Here is a 14,692-nt window from a genome sequence, read left to right on the forward strand (position 1 = left end):
GTTCACTGACCTTTCGGTGAACGAGTGGAGGTGGTGGAGGAGTCCTCGCGGATACCGATGGCCTGGCGCGGGCATGCACTCACGGCCGAGTGCGCCTTGGGCCACAAAGCTTCCGGTGGTGTCTCGTTGCACGTCGCGATGTCGTCGTCGGCGAGTTCGAAAATCTCGGGGGCGATCTCGACACACAACGCGTGGGCCTCGCACATATCGCGATCGATGTGCAGGCGCTTCGGTGGTCCCGTCATCGGGCGCTCCAAAGGGTGAAGTCGGGCCCGGACGGCGAGAGCACGCATTCGGCGTGAATGCCGTCCGATGTACGGTGAGTAACGGTGTTACCGGCGTCACGGTAACTCTGTTATCCGAGGACGGCAAGGGAATTGGTAGAAATGGAGAACACCATTTTGCGCGACGGCGAGGACCGACTTCTCGACAGCGTCGTAGAACTGCTCGACGAGGGAGGATTCGAGGCGGTCCAGCTACGCGAGGTGGCCCGCCGCGCACGCATATCGCTGTCGACCGTCTACAAGCACTACGCCACCCGCGACGTCCTCATTCTCGCCGCGATCGAGCGCTGGATGGAGAGCAACCACTCGGCCCTCGTTCCGCAGACCCGGCACGCGGACGAGCCGTTGCACCCGGCCATGATGAGAGTCCTGCGCGCGATCTTCGAGCCGTGGGAGAAGCACCCGCACATGCTTCTCGCCTACTTCCAGGTGAGAGCCGCACCTGGCGGCGAAGGACTGCACATGCGGGGCTTCGATCCGGTCGTCCCTGTAGGCATGGCGGTCCTGTCCGACGTCGACCCCGGCTTCGTCGCCGAACTGAGGTCCATCCTGTCGAGCGTTGTCTACGGTCTGGTCGGACGCTGCCGCGACGGCGACATCGCCATCCACGACATCATGCCCACCATCGACCGGACGGTCTTCTGGCTCACCACCGGGTACGAAGCGACGCTCAGGGGCAGCGAGTCGTGAGCGCGGCGCGGTCTCTCGAACGTCAGGACGGGCCGGCCAGTAGTGCTTGCTCGACCGCCGAGTCCACCCCGTCGAACCAGGGTTCACCGTGGCCCGGCAGAACGGTGCCGGCAGCGGTCTCCGCGAGAGCCGACAGCGACGCCAGAGCCTGAGCGCTGTCGGTCGTCGCGGCGCCCGCGACCACGTGCGGTCCTGTTTTACAGGTGTACGGGTCGAGGGTGACGAGCGCATCGCCCGAGATCACGGTATTCCGGTCCGGGAGGTGGAGGGCACAATGCCCGAATGTATGACCGGGCGTGAAGACCGCTCGAGGCCCACCGGGAACATCGAGCCGAGCGCCGGTCTCGAACGGGGTCGTATCCGGGAGGCCCCGGACCCCCAACGCCCCCGCTGCCGTCATCCGGCCGAGGACCAGGAGTGATTTCGGGTAGCGGAAGGGATAGAGCAGGCGCGGACGCTCCGGCTTGTACCGGTACGGATGCGCGGCGAGATACTGCTCCCGCCGATGTGCCCACACCGGAACCCGCCACGCGCGGTGCGCACGACGCGCCGAACCGACGTGGTCGAAGTGCGCATGCGTCAGCACGATCGCACGCACGTCCTGCGGCGAGCGTCCGATCTCCCGCAGGGCGGATTCGATGTGGCGGAAGGTCGCGGGAAAACCCGTGTCCACCAAGGTGACACCGTCGTCGTCCTCGACCAGATACACGTTGACGTGAGCGTGCTCGATCCTGTGCACGCCGTCGGCCACATTACGTTCGAACATGGGTCCTCCTCGGTCGGACGGGTGTCGTACACGTGCGGGCGTCAGTCCTCGGGATTCTCCTGCGCCCGTTGTCCACGCAGTTGCCGCGCGGCGTCGCCGGCACCCTCCTGATCGAGCGCGCCGAACATCTTGTCCACCTTGGCACCCGGAGCCCGCGGCGGCAGCAACGGTGTCGCGGGATCGGTCACCGCCTGGATCACCACGGGACGATCGGCGGCGAGCGCCGCGCGCCACGCGTCGTCGATGTCCTCGGGCCGCTCGATGCGAATGCCTTCGAGGCCGAGCAGCCGGGCATAGTCGGCATACGGAAACACCGGTACGTCCTGTGAGGCCGGGATGCGGGCGTCTCCCTCCATTTCTCTTTGCTCCCACGACACCTCGGCAAGGTCTCCGTTGTCGAGCACGAGGACGACGAACCTCGGGTCGGCCCAGTTGCGCCAGTGGTGGGCCACCGTCACGAGTTCGGAGTTGCCGCTCATCTGCATTGCACCGTCGCCCGCGAGCGCGATCACGGGTCGATCCGGCCGGGCGAGCTTGGCAGCGAGCCCGTAGGGAAGCGCGGACCCCATCGACGCCAGTGTGCTGGACAGGTGCGCCGGCACGCCCCGGGGCAGCCGCAGCATCCGCGCATACCAGTACACGACCGAACCGACGTCGACAGCGACCTGAGCGTCCGACGGCAGGTGGTCGGACAGCGCGGCGACAACCGCCTGCGGATTGAGCCGCTCCGGCTTCTCGGCGCAGCGCGCCGCCGCGATCTGCCGCCAGTCCTGCACCATGTTCGCGACTTCGTCGCGCCACGGGCGCCGGCTCTGCTCGAGTCGCGGAAGCAATGCCCGCAACGTCTCGGTCGCGTCACCGGGAAGCGCCACCTCGATGGGGTACTTCGCACCGAGATTCCTGGACTCGATATCGATTTGCACGGCCCGGGCCTGCCCGGGCGCGGGGTAGAACTCGGTCCACGGGTCGTTGCTGCCCACGATGAGCAGGGTGTCGCACCCCGCCATCAGGTCGGCGGATGCGGTGGTACCGAGGTGACCCATCACCCCGCAGGCCCACGGCTCGGTCTCGTCCACCACCGGCTTACCGAGCAGCGACGTGGTGACGCCGGCACCGAGTCGCTCTGCCACCTCCGCAATCTCGGCCGCGGCACCGTAAGCGCCCTGACCGACGAGCAACGCCACTTTCTCACCGGCGTTGAGTACGTCCGCGGCCCTGTCGAGATCGGTCTCGGCGGGAATCACGCGTGGCGAAGCGAAGGCGGCGGTGCTGGGAACGAACCCGTGCGCGTGTTCGCGTTCCGGTTCGTCCGCCTGCTGGATGTCGTGCGGCACGATGACACAGGTGGGGCTGGAGGTGGCTCGGGCGGTGCGGAACGCATTGTCGAGCGCGGGCCCGAGCTGCTCGGGACTGTCGATGCTCTGCACGTACTGGGCGCAGACGTCCTTGAACAAGGTGGGCAGTTCCACCTCCTGCTGGTAGCCGCTCCCCTGTGCGGAGGTGACCACCTGGCCGACGATCGCGACCACCGGTTTGCTGTCGAGCTTCGCGTCGTAGAGGCCGGTGAGGAGATGGATTGCGCCGGGACCCTGGGTCGCGAGGCACACCCCCACCTCACCGGTGTATTTGGCGTGGCCGGTGGCCATGAACGCCGCCATCTCCTCATGGCGTGCCGTGACCAACTCGATGTGGTCGGATGCGCGATCGAGCGCGGCGAGGACGGGGTCGATCCCGTCCCCGGCGTACCCGAAGACCCGGCGCACTCCCCAGTCCTTCAGCCGATCAACGATTCCGTCGGCCACATTGGGCATACGCGTCTCCTGTTCTGCGGTCGGGCGAGCGGATCGCGGTTCGGGTTCCCGGTGCAACAGCACCGAAACCTCACCACCCGTCCTGTACGAGAAGCCGAGAAGGCGGAGGCGCGCGGGATTACCGCGGGCTGTACATGATCATCGCAACGCCCACCAGACAGACGAGCGCGCCGGACACATCCCACCGGTCCGGCCGGAATCCGTCCACGACCATGCCCCAGGCCAGGGAACCGGCGACGAACACACCGCCGTACGCCGCGAGAATGCGTCCGAAGTTCGCGTCCGGTTGCAGGGTCGCCACGAATCCGTATGCACCCAGTGCGATCACACCCGCGCCGACCCAGACCCATCCCCGGTGCTCACGCACTCCTTGCCACACGAGCCAGGCGCCGCCGATTTCGAACAGCGCGGCGACAGCGAAGAGCAGCAGGGACTTCAGGATCGTCACGGCGACACCCTAATGCTCGCCGGTACCCGGCGAGTCTCCGCCGTGACCGGAATCAGGGTGCGTCGGTCACAGTTCGTCGATGGAGACCACGCCGTCCTGCAGCGCGCGGGCCAGGAGCGAGGTCTTCGTGGGCGCGGCGCGGCCCACGCGTGCGTACTTCTCGCGAATGCGCACGATGTGAGTGCTCACGGTGGCCGCAGTGACGTACAGGCGCGAGGCGGCCTCGGACTTGGATTCACACACCAGCCACTCGCGAAGGATCTCGATTTCACGGGCCGTCAGTGCCGGCTTCCGGTAGGTCGGGGTCTTGTCGAGCATGCTGGTCATGGCGTATCCCTCTGTAGGCAACGATCGACCGAGCACGATCCCCCGACGAATCCTTCTCGGTCGGGAGAACGCTACAGCGAGATACCGGTCGCCCCCAGCCCCATGTTCTCCTGCCCATGAAACGAGGGGCATCGTCAGTTCCGCGTAGTCGATGGTCCTCCGGTGGACACCAGGGCGCCGAGGGACACCGAGCGGCCCTCACGGTCGAGTTCGATCCGGCGTACCTCGGCGTCGCCTCGCAGCAGCACGGTCACCAGCGCAGTACGTCCCGGCGGAAGAACCCGCACGGTCGCCGATCCGGTCCATACGGTGTCCAGGCAATCCGCCACCGCACGATGCACCCGATGACGCACCGACGCGGGCGTGTCGTCCATTCCCTTGTCGTCGAGCATGACCACTTCCACTCCCCGCAGGCGCGCCGCCTGCGCGGCTTCCACGACCGCGGGATCCTGCAGCGCGGGCGCCCGCAGCATGTCCCGCAGGCGTGCTTCGAGGAGCGCGCACTTCGTTCGGTCCTCGTCCCTGAGTGCCTCTCCGGACGCGAGGAGAGCGAGCATCGGCCGGGCCAGAGCATCGAGCCGGTCGAGTTGCGCGTCGCGTTCCTCGAGAAGGGCGGCGGTGGCGGATTCCCGTGCGACCCGGCGCGTGGACTGCTCTCGAAGGACGTAGATGGAGCGCGCCAGCGGCCGGATCGTGTACGCGAACACCGTGCCCATGAGCACCGGTCCGGCATTGATGACAGACACGCCCAGGGCGTAGGCCGCTCCCGGTCCTTCCGTCGCTCCCCACACCGCCGCGGTGAGGAGCATCAGAATCAACCCGATCCACGCGAGGAGCGTGCGCCCTCGCACACACATGAACACCAGGATCGCTGCGGACATCCCGAAGGTCCACAGGTGCACGGGCTGCTCCGTGGGGCCCGGCGGGACCACCGAGAAGAGAGCACCGCACGACACCGCTCCGGTACACATGAGTGCCAGCGCCGGGCGCAGCGGCAACGGGTCCCCTTCGACCCTCACGAGCACGAAAGCCGCCGCCACGCACACCAGCACCGCAACGGCCATCGGCCAGACGGACTCGACACGGTCGACGTTGTACGCGGCGAGCACGACGCAGGTCACCGCATACAGTCCCGCGAGCGCGCGCGCAGCCGTGCTGTGCATGTGCAGAAGGTCCGAGACGGTCGCATTCGCACCGGTCACGTCGTCTCCTCCCGCCACGACAGGGACACCATGGTTCCGGCCCCGGGCACCGTCCGCACGTCCGCGGTTCCACCGGGAAGCTGGTTCATCCGCGCACGGATACTGACACTGACCCCGAGGCGGTTCTGCGCCACGACGTCCGGGTCGAAACCGCAGCCGTCGTCGACGACACGGACGTCCAGACTGCCCGGCCCGGCGTCGATCACCACCGACCGCGTCGCGTCCGGTCCGGCGTGCCGCACGCTGTTGCGGACGGCTTCCCCGAGCGCCGCAGCGATGACGCGGACCGGTTGCGCCGGAAACAGCGCCTTCTCGTCGCCGGGCGAGATGCACGAGGAGACAGCGACTTCCTCGTCCGCTTCGACGGCAGCGGTGCGCAGTCGGGACACGGCCACGTGCGCGGCCATCATCTCGTCGTCGTCGCCACGGCGTCGGAGATTGTCGAGTTCGGCCAGCGCTCGTGCCGCCTGGGGAACGACGGATTCGTCGGGTGCACGACGGGCCGCCGCGAGCAGCGTCGACATCACCCGATCGTGGACGAGTGCAGCGAACCGTTCACGTTCACGGTTCCGGGCCTCCAGCGCGGCGGTGGCTGCTACTTCGGCGTGGGTCGCGGCAACAGTCTCGTCGAGCGTGCGCCCGGTGCCGAGACCCACCACGGCCGCCGCGAGAAAGACGGTGCAGAAAACGAGTCCGAACGCGACGTCGGGGAGAAGGTTCTGTACGAACGGAGCATCTCGGACGGTGTGATCGGCGCCCTGTGCGAGCAGGATCGCACACACCATGTGCAGGAACGCCCAGGGCGGCCGCCAGGCCACCGCGGCCGCGAACGAGGCGAGTCCGGGGAAAGAACTGAACCACAGGGTGTGGTCCTGCGGGACAACCGATCCGTTCCAGGCGGGGAACCACAGAGCCAGCGCCACAAGGTAGAGGATCGCGTTCGCCGCCGCGAACTGCTTCATGCGGTGAGCACCGCTCCACGACGCGGAGAAACCGAACGCTGCGCTCGACCCGAAGATCAACGTCCCGGCCACCGGAGTCCACCACGCGGCGGTCAGATCCGCCTGCCCGATCACCTCGCCGAAGACCAGCAAGAGATAGCAGACGTATCCGATTGCGATGAACCGCGCGAACATTCGCACGAGGCGATCGGCGGCCGCGGTCCCAGCGCCGGAGATCCGGTCAGCCACGACGACGGGCATCGTGGCGCTCCGGAATCGGCAGCCACCCGTCCTCGATCGCACGCTTGTACAGGTCGGTCTTGGTGGGAGCGGGCCGGCCGGCTTCGGCATACTTCGCCCGAATCCGTTGCAGATAGTCGTTGACGGTTTGCGGGGCGAGCCCGGTCAACCGCGCGACACGATCCAGCTTCTCCCCCGATGCGTACAGTTCGAGCACCTCGAGCTGCCGGGGACTGAGGCCGACATCGCCGAGTTCGGGATCACCGTCGATCGCAGCGGCCCACTCGGTGCTCGCGATCTGCCCACCATTCGCTGCGACCCGGATCGCCGCGACCACCACCGCGGCGGGTTCCGACTTGCGGACCACGCCGAGAACTCCCGCGCGCGCCGCGGACCGCAACAGAAAAGGGTTCTCGGCACCGGTGAAGATGAGGGTTTCGAGTCCTACCGCCCGCAACTGTTCGACATTGTCCTTCGGCGACGACCCGTCGGCCAGCCGCAGGTCCAGCACGGCGAGATCGAGGTCGGTGTGTTGTGCGAGCAGTGCGGCCACTGTCGGAGCCGCACAGACGAGATCGAGATCCGGCTGGTCGGCGAGCATCGCCGCCAGTCCCAGAGCCACCGACTCGTGGTCTTCGACAAGCCCGATCCGGCGGACGGGAGCAGAACTTTCGGCCATGACAGCCCTCCCGATTGCCTGATGTCGTATGCAGAACGAACGGTATCAGCCCGCGTCGGTTCCTTCTCTGCGCACGGACGCCGGGTCGAGATCGTCGCGCAGCCCCTGCCAACTCGTGTGCCGCAGTCGGCCACCGCCCGTCCACCCCTGAAACCGCACTTCACCCACCAGTTCGGGACGTAGCCAGACCGCGTCTCGACTCTCCGCCCGCGGCACCTCGTCGGAGAACGGGCTCGTCTTCCGCACCAGCCTCCGCATCGCGGTCGTCAATTCGGTGAGGGTGTGCTCGTCGAATCCGGTGCCGACCTTTCCCACGTACACGAGACGGTCGTCGTCGTACACCCCGAGCAGCAAAGATCCGAAAGTCGCGGAGCGATTGCCTTTTCCCGGCTGGTAGCCGCCGACGAGAACCGATCGGGTGAGCCAGTTCTTCTCCTTGATCCAGGCGCTCCCCCGCTTTCCCGGCAGATACACCGAGTCGCGACGCTTGGCGATCACACCTTCCCAGCGCGCGTCCCGGCTGCGACGGAGTGCCTCTGCCCCGTCACCGGGCAACTGGTCGGGGACGAGCAGCCCGTCGGTCGCGGCGGCGAGCGCGCCGAGCACCCGGCGCCGGTCGTCGTACGTCTTGCGCAGCAGTGACACCCCGTCCAGGTAGAGCACGTCGAAAACCCGGTACTCCGCTTTCACCCCTTGCTGCAGGCGCGAAAAGCTGGTGACGCCTTGGGGATCGACGGCCACGATCTCACCGTCGAGCACCGCGTCGTGGCCTTCGAGGATCGTCGCCAACTCGGCGAGCGGAGGGTATTCCCCCGTGATGTCGCGTCCCGATCTGCTGTGAAGGCGCAATGTGCCGTCGCAGACCTCGGCAATCGCACGATAACCGTCCCACTTGCCTTCGAAGGCCCAGTGTTCGGCGTCCAAGCCGGCTACCTCGCCGGGAGTCGCGAGCATCGGAGCGATGTCGCGCGGAAACGCGGACGCGCGGGCACCCGACGACTGTTCCTTCATACGGTGTGCCAGCCACTGGTCCTTCTCGGTACGGATCAGTGCGTACCGTCCGTCTATCCGGGTTCCGTGCAGGTGGACGATCACCTCGTCGTCGCGCCACTTCTCGGTCTCGTAGGTGCCGGTGTCCCAGATGGTCATGGTCCCGCCGCCGTATTCGCCCTTCGGGATCGTGCCGTGGAAGGTGAGGTATTCGATCGGGTGGTCCTCGGTGTGGACGGCGAGATGATTGCGACCAGGACTGTCGGGCAGGTTCTTCGGGACGGCCCAGGATGCGAGGACCCCGTCGCGCTCGAGCCTCAGATCGAAGTGCAGTCGCCGGGCATGGTGTTCCTGGATGACGAACCGGTCGCCGGAACCGTCCCCCGCAATACCGCGCGGCACGGGTTCGGGAGTGCGCGACGCGTCGCGTTTGCTCCGGTACGCCTCGAGCGCGTCGGAGGAACCCCGGGTATCGAGTGGCGGATCGAGGCCTTCGAGCAGGTCGCCGTATTCGCCGAGGCGGTCGAGCACCTCGTCGAACCGCAGGTGCCGCAGGTCCGGGTCGTCGAGTTCGTCCCACGCGCGCGGCGCCGCGACCCACGGCTCCTCGCGTCCACGCAGCGAATACGGTGCGACGGTGGTCTTCGCCCCGTTGTTCTGGCTCCAGTCGACGAACACCTTTCCGGGCCGCACCGACTTCGACATCGTGGCGGTCACCAGGTCGGGGTACGCGGACGCGAGGTTGGTCGCGACCTGCTTGGCGACGGTCGAGGCCCCGGAGGTGCTCAGTATCCGATCGAGCGGGACATACAGGTGAATCCCCTTGCTGCCGCTCGTGACCGGATACGCCGTCCAGCCCAGTTCCGCCACGGTGTCGCGGACGTACCGGGCCACGACCGCGCATTCGGGTAGGCCCGCTCCGGGCCCCGGGTCGAGGTCGAACACGATCCGGGTGGCGGGACCGGCGTGGTCGTCGTCGAAGCGCCATTGCGGAACGTGCAGTTCGAGCGCGGCCTGTTGCCCGAGCCAGACGAGGCTCGCAGCCGAATCGAAGAGCGGGTACGTGACCCGGCGTTGCTTGTGGTGCAGCGTGCGGCGGTCGATCCATACCGGGGCGTGCTCGGCGAGGTTCTTCTCGAAGAACGCCGGTTCGTCGACGCCGTTGGGCCAGCGTTTCCGGGTACCGGCCCGGCCCACCACGTGTGGAAGCATCGCGTCGGCGACGGCCTCGTAGTAGGCGATGACGTCGCCCTTCGTCGTGCCGGTCCGCGGATACAGCACTTTGTCGGTATTGGTGAGCGTGATGCGGTGCCCGTCGACCGTGCGTGTCGGCATCACCTCATAATGCCGTGCCCGTGCCCGGATCGGCCGGATTGCGGACGAGTTCAGTCCCGTACGCGCAGATCCACAGGCTGGCCGTCGGAGGGGAACGGCAGGGACGTGAAATTCAGTGGCGCGACGTAGCCGGGGTCGACATCCCAGTCGAAGCGCAGCAGCAGGTGATGCATGATCGCTTTGATCTCGGCGCCGGCGAAGTGCATTCCCAGGCATTTGTGCACACCTCCGCCGAAGGGCTCCCAGGCGTACCGATGCACCTTGTCTTCGCGCCGGTGCTCCGCAAAGCGTTCGGGGTCGAATCGTTCGGGGTCCGGCCAGTACTGCGGCATGTGGTGAGTGAAGTGCGGCGCCACTGCGGCGTACGTTCCCGCGGGCACGAAATGCCCCTGCACCTCGGTGTCGCGCACCGCCCGGCGCGCCATGACCGGCACGGGGGCAACGATACGGAGGCACTCCTTCATGACCAGATCGAGACCGACCAGACCGTCGAGGTCCCCGTAACCGGGTGTCGATGTGCCCAGTGCGAGCGACTCCGCCCGGCACCTCTCCCGCCACTGCGGATGCTGACCGAGGTACTGCATCATCGTGGAGAGGGTGATCGTGGACGTGTCGTGCGCGGCCATGAGCAGGAAGATCATGTGGTCGACGACCTCGTCGTCGCTGAAGCGTTGTCCTGCTTCGGATTCGATGTGGCAGAGCACGGAGAACAGGTCGTCGGTCTCGTGGGTGCGGCGCGCCGGGAGGTACCGGCGGAAGAACTCTTCGAGGAGACGGCGGCCGTCGAGTCCCCGCTTCCACCGCGTGCCGGGGACGGGATAGCGGATCACCGAGGTCGCCGCTTGGACGCAGTCGACGAAAGCCTTCTTGATTGCGTCGATCTCACGCTCGGTACTGCCTTCCGCCCCGCCCATGAAGATGTCCGTGGCGAGATCGAGCGTGAGTGTCTTGAGTTCGGTGTAGGCACGGAACCCGTCGGTGGGCACCCACGTGTCGAGTGCGGCAGCGATGGCCGGGTGGAGGGCGTCGACCGTCTTCTCGAGGCGTGAGCGAGTGAACGCCTGCTGCATGATCCGGCGGTGCCGCAGGTGTTCGTCCGAGTCGAGCAGCATGAGGCCGCCGTGGAAGAAGGGGCCGATCAGCGCCGACCACCCGTCGCTGTTCACAAAGGCCCGATCCTTGTTCTGGAGCACTTCCTGGCACGCGTCGGGACCGAGGACGGCAACCCAGCGCCGGCCGATCATCGTGAACCACGAGACCTCGCCGTAGGTGTCCCACCGCTTCTGCATCATCGTCAGCGGATCGCGGATGTACTCGAGCGCGTGGCCGACGAGGGGCGGACCCGCGTGGCCCGGGATCGGCTGCAACTGCGAGTCGGCGGGTGGAGCGGCCAGGATCTTCGTCACGATGAACCCTCATTCCCGAATTGATCTGACAGGACGCTCTGTCAGATGTTTGTAGTGTGTGTCACACCGATCCCGTCTGTCAAGATCGGGGTATGACATCCCCTACGCCCCGCCGGTATGCGGGCCTGACCGGCGAGCAGCGCGCGGCATCACGGCGCGAGAGCCTGCTCGAGGCAGGGCTGGAGGTGTTTGCGGCCGCCGGGCAGAGCGGCGCCACCATGACCGCCATCTGCGCGCAGGCCAAACTGACCGAGCGCTACTTCTACGAAAGCTTCACCAGCAGAGACGAATTGCTACAGGCGGTGCTGGACCGGATCGCCGACGAGATCCGCGACGCCGGCCTGAGTGCACTGCGGACGAGCACCGGAACGCTCGAGCAGCGCGTGCGCAACGCGATCACGGCGTTCGTCACCATCCTCACCGACGATCCGCGCAAGGGACGGGTCGCGATGATCCAGTCCGCAGCGTTCGAGCCTCTGCGCTCGCATCGACGCGCGGCACTGCGCGGGTTCGCCCAGATGGTCGCGGACGAAGCGACGCTGATGTACGGGGACCGCGCGTGGCCCCCGCACCAGGGCGAGATCAACGGACTGCTGTTCGTCGGCGGCCTGGCCGAACTGGTGACCGCGTGGCTGAACGACGAAATCGCGATTACTCCCGAAGAAATCGTCGACGCGGCGACTCACCAGTTCACGTCCACGGCCCATCGCTGACATAGCCCGGCTCCTGGGGTTGTTGCCCTCCGCCGCGATCGTTCACAAGCGACTCGCGACAGTGCTACGTTGCGCACACGACCGCGGAGGGAGCCGCCGTGTCCACACGTACTGTCGCTCGCCAATGCACCCTGTGCGAAGCGCACTGCGGAATCCTCGTCACCGTCGACGACGACAGGGTCACCCGCATCGAGGGGGATCCCGACGACGTGCTCTCACACGGGTACATCTGCCCGAAGGCCACCGCCCTCGCAGATCTGCACTACGACCCGGACCGGCTGCGTCGCCCGATACGGCGGGTCGGCGACAGCTTCGAAGAGATCGGCTGGGACGAGGCGTTCGCCCTCGCAGGAAACCGGTTGCGCACCATCCAGCGACGGCACGGCCGCGACGCGATCGCGATGTACCTGGGCAACCCCGCGGCACACAGCTCCTCTGTCCTCTACGGGATCGCCCTGCGTATCGCCCTCCTCACCAGGAAGTTCTACTCGGCGTCCTCGATCGATCAATTCCCGCAGGAGTTCGCAGCGTGGAAGATGTTCGGCTCGAACGTATTGATGCCGATCGCAGACGTCGATCGCACCGACCGCCTCCTGATCCTGGGGGCCAACCCCGCGGTGTCCAACGGCTCGGTCACCACCATGCCCGACGCCCGCGGACACATCGCCGCGATCCGTCGCCGCGGCGGCTCGGTGGTCGTCGTCGACCCGCGGCGCACCGAGACCGCGCGGCTCGCGGACGAACACGTCGCGGTATCTCCGGGCGGCGATCCGTACCTGCTGCTCGGAATGCTGCACACGATCTTCGCCGACGGTATCCGCCAGGCCCCCGGCACCGTGCCCCTGGCCGGCACGGAGGAATTGGCCCAGCTGGTCGCGGCCTGCACACCCGACAAGATGGCGCCGCACGCCGGGGTGGACGCGGACACGATCCGACGACTCGCCCGCGACCAGGCTTCGGCACGGTCCGCGGTCGCATACGCCCGCATCGGTGTCTGCCATCAGGTCACCGGCACCCTCACCCACTGGCTGGTGAACACCCTCAACGCCGTGACCGGAAATCTCGACCGGCCGGGCGGCCAGATGTTTTCCTCACCTCCGATCGACGCGGCGCGTCTTCTGCGGCGACTCGGTTCCGGATACGGCATGTGGAGCAACCGCACCGGCGAGCACAAGTCGTTCCGCACGGAACTGCCGGTGGTGGGCTTGGCGGACGAGATTCTCGGTGACGCACAGGATTCCGCCGGTCCGGTACGCGCTCTGGTCACCTACGCCGGAAACCCGGTGCTGTCCACCCCGCACGGCGGCCGTCTCGACGAGGCCCTCGACAGCCTCGACTTCTTCGTCGCGGTCGACATGTACCTCACCGAGACATCCAGGCACGCCGACCTGATCCTTCCGCCGGTATCCCACCTCGAACGGGACGAGTTCGATTTCCTGTTCCCGGTCTTCTCCGTCCGGAACAACGCACGGTTCAGCGCACGGGTGTTCGAACCTGCGGCCGACGCGCTCGAGGACTGGCAGATCATGTCGCGCCTGACCCTCGAGGTACTTCCGCTTCCCTTCCGCAGCTGGTCGGCTCGTCCTTTCCGCGCGCTGCTCGGCCGACTCAGCCCACTACGGCTGAGCGCGTTCGGCGTCCTGGCCGGACCGCACGGAGTCCTGCGTCGCGGGCGTCGAGGATTGACACTCGGGCGGATCCGGCGCGCCCGCGGCGGAATCGACCTCGGGCCGCTGCAACCACGGCTCCGGTCCCTGGTGGCTACGCGGGATCGCCGCGTGCACGTGGCGCCGCCGGAGTTCGTCGAGGAGACACGTCGCCTGCTCACCGACGCCGAGAACGACTCCCGGGAAGAGGAATTCGATCTCCGGCTGATCGGGCGACGCCACCTGCGATCGAACAACTCGTGGTTGCACAACGTTCCGACCATGGTGAAGGGCCGAGACCGGTGCACGGTCCTGATGCATCCCGACGACGCGGCGTCCCGGTCGCTCGTGCACGGTCAGCCGGTGACAGTGCGCTCCCGAATCGGGAGCATCGTGGTGCCCGTCGAGGTCAGCGACGAAATCCGGGCCGGCACGGTCGCCATCCCGCACGGGTGGGGTCACGCTGAGAAGGGTGTCGGCTGGTTCACCGCCGCCGCGCATCCCGGCGCCAACGTCAACCTGCTGCACGACCCGGCGGTCACCGATACGTTCACCGGCAATGCCGCGGTGAATGCGACGATGGTGAGCGTCGCCGCGACGGCTGGTACGTCGTGACGGCTGGTACGTCGTGACGGCGACGAGGCAGCACCACGGCGGGAGCGCCGAAAGAAGGCAGGTGCGGCGCAAAAAAATGCGGCGCAGAAGAATGGCGGGAGCGTGCCCGGTCAGCCGTAGAGTCGCGCGAACGTGTCGAGCGACGCCTGCAGGTCGCCCTGAAGCGCGCGAGCGACTCCCGACCCTATAGGTCCGAACAGCGGCGCTCCCCCGAGGTCGATCTTCATCGTCAGACGAGAGCCTTCGCCGGCGGCGGTGACGGCGAGCCGCATCGAGAACTTCGTCCCGGCCTTGCCCGTCCCGCGGAGCACCACGTGGTGCGGTGCGTCGAGTTCCACGACCGTCCACGTGACGCGGTTGCGCAGGCCCTTGACCGAGACCACCGACTGCAGGGTCGTGCCCGCGGTGAGGGTGTCCGGGAGTTCGCTGCGCCAGCCGTCGTGGATGGTCAGCCACTCGTCGAAGCTCTGCAGCCGGGATGCCTTCTCCCACGCACGGTGCGGGTCCATGGGGAGTTCGGTCGACACCTCGAGTTTTGCCATGAGCGGCAGCCTAGACGACCGGCACTGTGGCGGGCCGTACGCGACCGAAGGCCCGCC

At 67.4% G+C, this 14,692-nt stretch carries 14 protein-coding genes; 3 read left to right on the forward strand and 11 right to left on the reverse strand.

What is annotated here, in order from left to right; genetic code table 11:
• Positions 1 to 2: 2 nt before the first annotated feature.
• On the reverse strand, positions 3 to 245 hold the full coding sequence (locus tag HF886_RS06515; RefSeq protein WP_169651863.1) for a ferredoxin: 243 nt from the start codon (positions 243 to 245) through the stop codon (positions 3 to 5).
• A 141-nt stretch (positions 246 to 386) separates the two neighbouring features.
• Here HF886_RS06515 and HF886_RS06520 point away from each other — a divergent pair, with 141 nt between their 5' ends.
• Positions 387 to 974: a TetR family transcriptional regulator gene (locus tag HF886_RS06520; RefSeq protein WP_169651864.1), complete on the forward strand. Its 588-nt coding sequence runs from the start codon at positions 387 to 389 to the stop codon at positions 972 to 974.
• A 22-nt stretch (positions 975 to 996) separates the two neighbouring features.
• Here HF886_RS06520 and HF886_RS06525 read toward each other — a convergent pair whose 3' ends face one another.
• The 9 genes from HF886_RS06525 to HF886_RS06565 all read right to left on the reverse strand — a co-directional run bounded on the left by HF886_RS06525 (position 997) and on the right by HF886_RS06565 (position 11,119).
• Entirely contained in the window at positions 997 to 1,740 is a 744-nt protein-coding gene (locus HF886_RS06525; RefSeq protein WP_169621120.1) for an MBL fold metallo-hydrolase, read from the reverse strand.
• 41 nt (positions 1,741 to 1,781) lie between these two features.
• Positions 1,782 to 3,551 carry a thiamine pyrophosphate-requiring protein gene (locus HF886_RS06530; protein ID WP_169651865.1) on the reverse strand — a complete coding sequence of 590 codons (1,770 nt, stop codon included), beginning with the start codon at positions 3,549 to 3,551 and terminating at the stop codon, positions 1,782 to 1,784.
• Between the two features lie 118 nt (positions 3,552 to 3,669).
• Positions 3,670 to 3,999 carry a YnfA family protein gene (locus HF886_RS06535; RefSeq protein WP_169621122.1) on the reverse strand — a complete coding sequence of 110 codons (330 nt, stop codon included), beginning with the start codon at positions 3,997 to 3,999 and terminating at the stop codon, positions 3,670 to 3,672.
• 66 nt (positions 4,000 to 4,065) lie between these two features.
• A complete protein-coding gene (locus tag HF886_RS06540) occupies positions 4,066 to 4,326 on the reverse strand; it encodes a LuxR C-terminal-related transcriptional regulator (protein WP_169621123.1) in 261 nt (86 codons plus the stop codon).
• Positions 4,327 to 4,460: 134 nt separating this feature from the next.
• Complete coding sequence (locus HF886_RS06545) at positions 4,461 to 5,528, reverse strand: hypothetical protein (protein ID WP_169621124.1); 1,068 nt, start codon at positions 5,526 to 5,528, stop codon at positions 4,461 to 4,463.
• Entirely contained in the window at positions 5,525 to 6,730 is a 1,206-nt protein-coding gene (locus tag HF886_RS06550; protein WP_169651866.1) for an ATP-binding protein, read from the reverse strand. The genes HF886_RS06545 and HF886_RS06550 overlap by 4 nt, the downstream gene beginning before the upstream one ends.
• Positions 6,711 to 7,388, reverse strand: a complete 678-nt coding sequence (locus HF886_RS06555) for a LuxR C-terminal-related transcriptional regulator (protein ID WP_169651867.1) — start codon at positions 7,386 to 7,388, stop codon at positions 6,711 to 6,713. Before HF886_RS06555 ends, HF886_RS06550 begins: the two co-directional genes overlap by 20 nt.
• A 45-nt stretch (positions 7,389 to 7,433) precedes the next feature.
• Complete coding sequence (locus HF886_RS06560) at positions 7,434 to 9,713, reverse strand: ATP-dependent DNA ligase (protein ID WP_169651868.1); 2,280 nt, start codon at positions 9,711 to 9,713, stop codon at positions 7,434 to 7,436.
• A gap of 50 nt (positions 9,714 to 9,763) precedes the next feature.
• Positions 9,764 to 11,119, reverse strand: a complete 1,356-nt coding sequence (locus HF886_RS06565) for a cytochrome P450 (RefSeq protein WP_169651869.1) — start codon at positions 11,117 to 11,119, stop codon at positions 9,764 to 9,766.
• Positions 11,120 to 11,211: 92 nt separating this feature from the next.
• Between HF886_RS06565 and HF886_RS06570 the strand changes: the two genes are divergently transcribed.
• Complete coding sequence (locus HF886_RS06570) at positions 11,212 to 11,832, forward strand: TetR/AcrR family transcriptional regulator (RefSeq protein WP_169651870.1); 621 nt, start codon at positions 11,212 to 11,214, stop codon at positions 11,830 to 11,832.
• Positions 11,833 to 11,930: 98 nt separating this feature from the next.
• Positions 11,931 to 14,093, forward strand: a complete 2,163-nt coding sequence (locus HF886_RS06575) for a molybdopterin-dependent oxidoreductase (RefSeq protein ID WP_169651871.1) — start codon at positions 11,931 to 11,933, stop codon at positions 14,091 to 14,093.
• A gap of 110 nt (positions 14,094 to 14,203) precedes the next feature.
• Here the strand turns inward: HF886_RS06575 and HF886_RS06580 are convergent, their stop codons facing one another.
• Positions 14,204 to 14,635 (reverse strand): SRPBCC family protein, encoded by a 432-nt coding sequence (locus HF886_RS06580; protein ID WP_169621130.1) that lies wholly within the window; start codon positions 14,633 to 14,635, stop codon positions 14,204 to 14,206.
• Positions 14,636 to 14,692: the final 57 nt, after the last annotated feature.

This window comes from Rhodococcus sp. 105337 (assembly GCF_012844225.1).
Taxonomy (GTDB): Bacteria; Actinomycetota; Actinomycetes; order Mycobacteriales; family Mycobacteriaceae; genus Rhodococcus.

Excerpts from the sequence above, each read along its gene's own strand:
- HF886_RS06560 (WP_169651868.1), bottom strand. The coding sequence starts at position 9,713 with ATGCCGACACGCACGGTCGACGGGCACCGCATCACGCTCACCAATACC.
- HF886_RS06555 (WP_169651867.1), bottom strand. The coding sequence starts at position 7,388 with ATGGCCGAAAGTTCTGCTCCCGTCCGCCGGATCGGGCTTGTCGAAGAC.
- HF886_RS06530 (WP_169651865.1), bottom strand. The coding sequence starts at position 3,551 with ATGCCCAATGTGGCCGACGGAATCGTTGATCGGCTGAAGGACTGGGGA.
- HF886_RS06570 (WP_169651870.1), top strand. The coding sequence starts at position 11,212 with ATGACATCCCCTACGCCCCGCCGGTATGCGGGCCTGACCGGCGAGCAG.
- HF886_RS06520 (WP_169651864.1), top strand. The coding sequence starts at position 387 with ATGGAGAACACCATTTTGCGCGACGGCGAGGACCGACTTCTCGACAGC.
- HF886_RS06515 (WP_169651863.1), bottom strand. The coding sequence starts at position 245 with ATGACGGGACCACCGAAGCGCCTGCACATCGATCGCGATATGTGCGAG.
- HF886_RS06540 (WP_169621123.1), bottom strand. The coding sequence starts at position 4,326 with ATGACCAGCATGCTCGACAAGACCCCGACCTACCGGAAGCCGGCACTG.
- HF886_RS06580 (WP_169621130.1), bottom strand. The coding sequence starts at position 14,635 with ATGGCAAAACTCGAGGTGTCGACCGAACTCCCCATGGACCCGCACCGT.
- HF886_RS06525 (WP_169621120.1), bottom strand. The coding sequence starts at position 1,740 with ATGTTCGAACGTAATGTGGCCGACGGCGTGCACAGGATCGAGCACGCT.
- HF886_RS06550 (WP_169651866.1), bottom strand. The coding sequence starts at position 6,730 with ATGCCCGTCGTCGTGGCTGACCGGATCTCCGGCGCTGGGACCGCGGCC.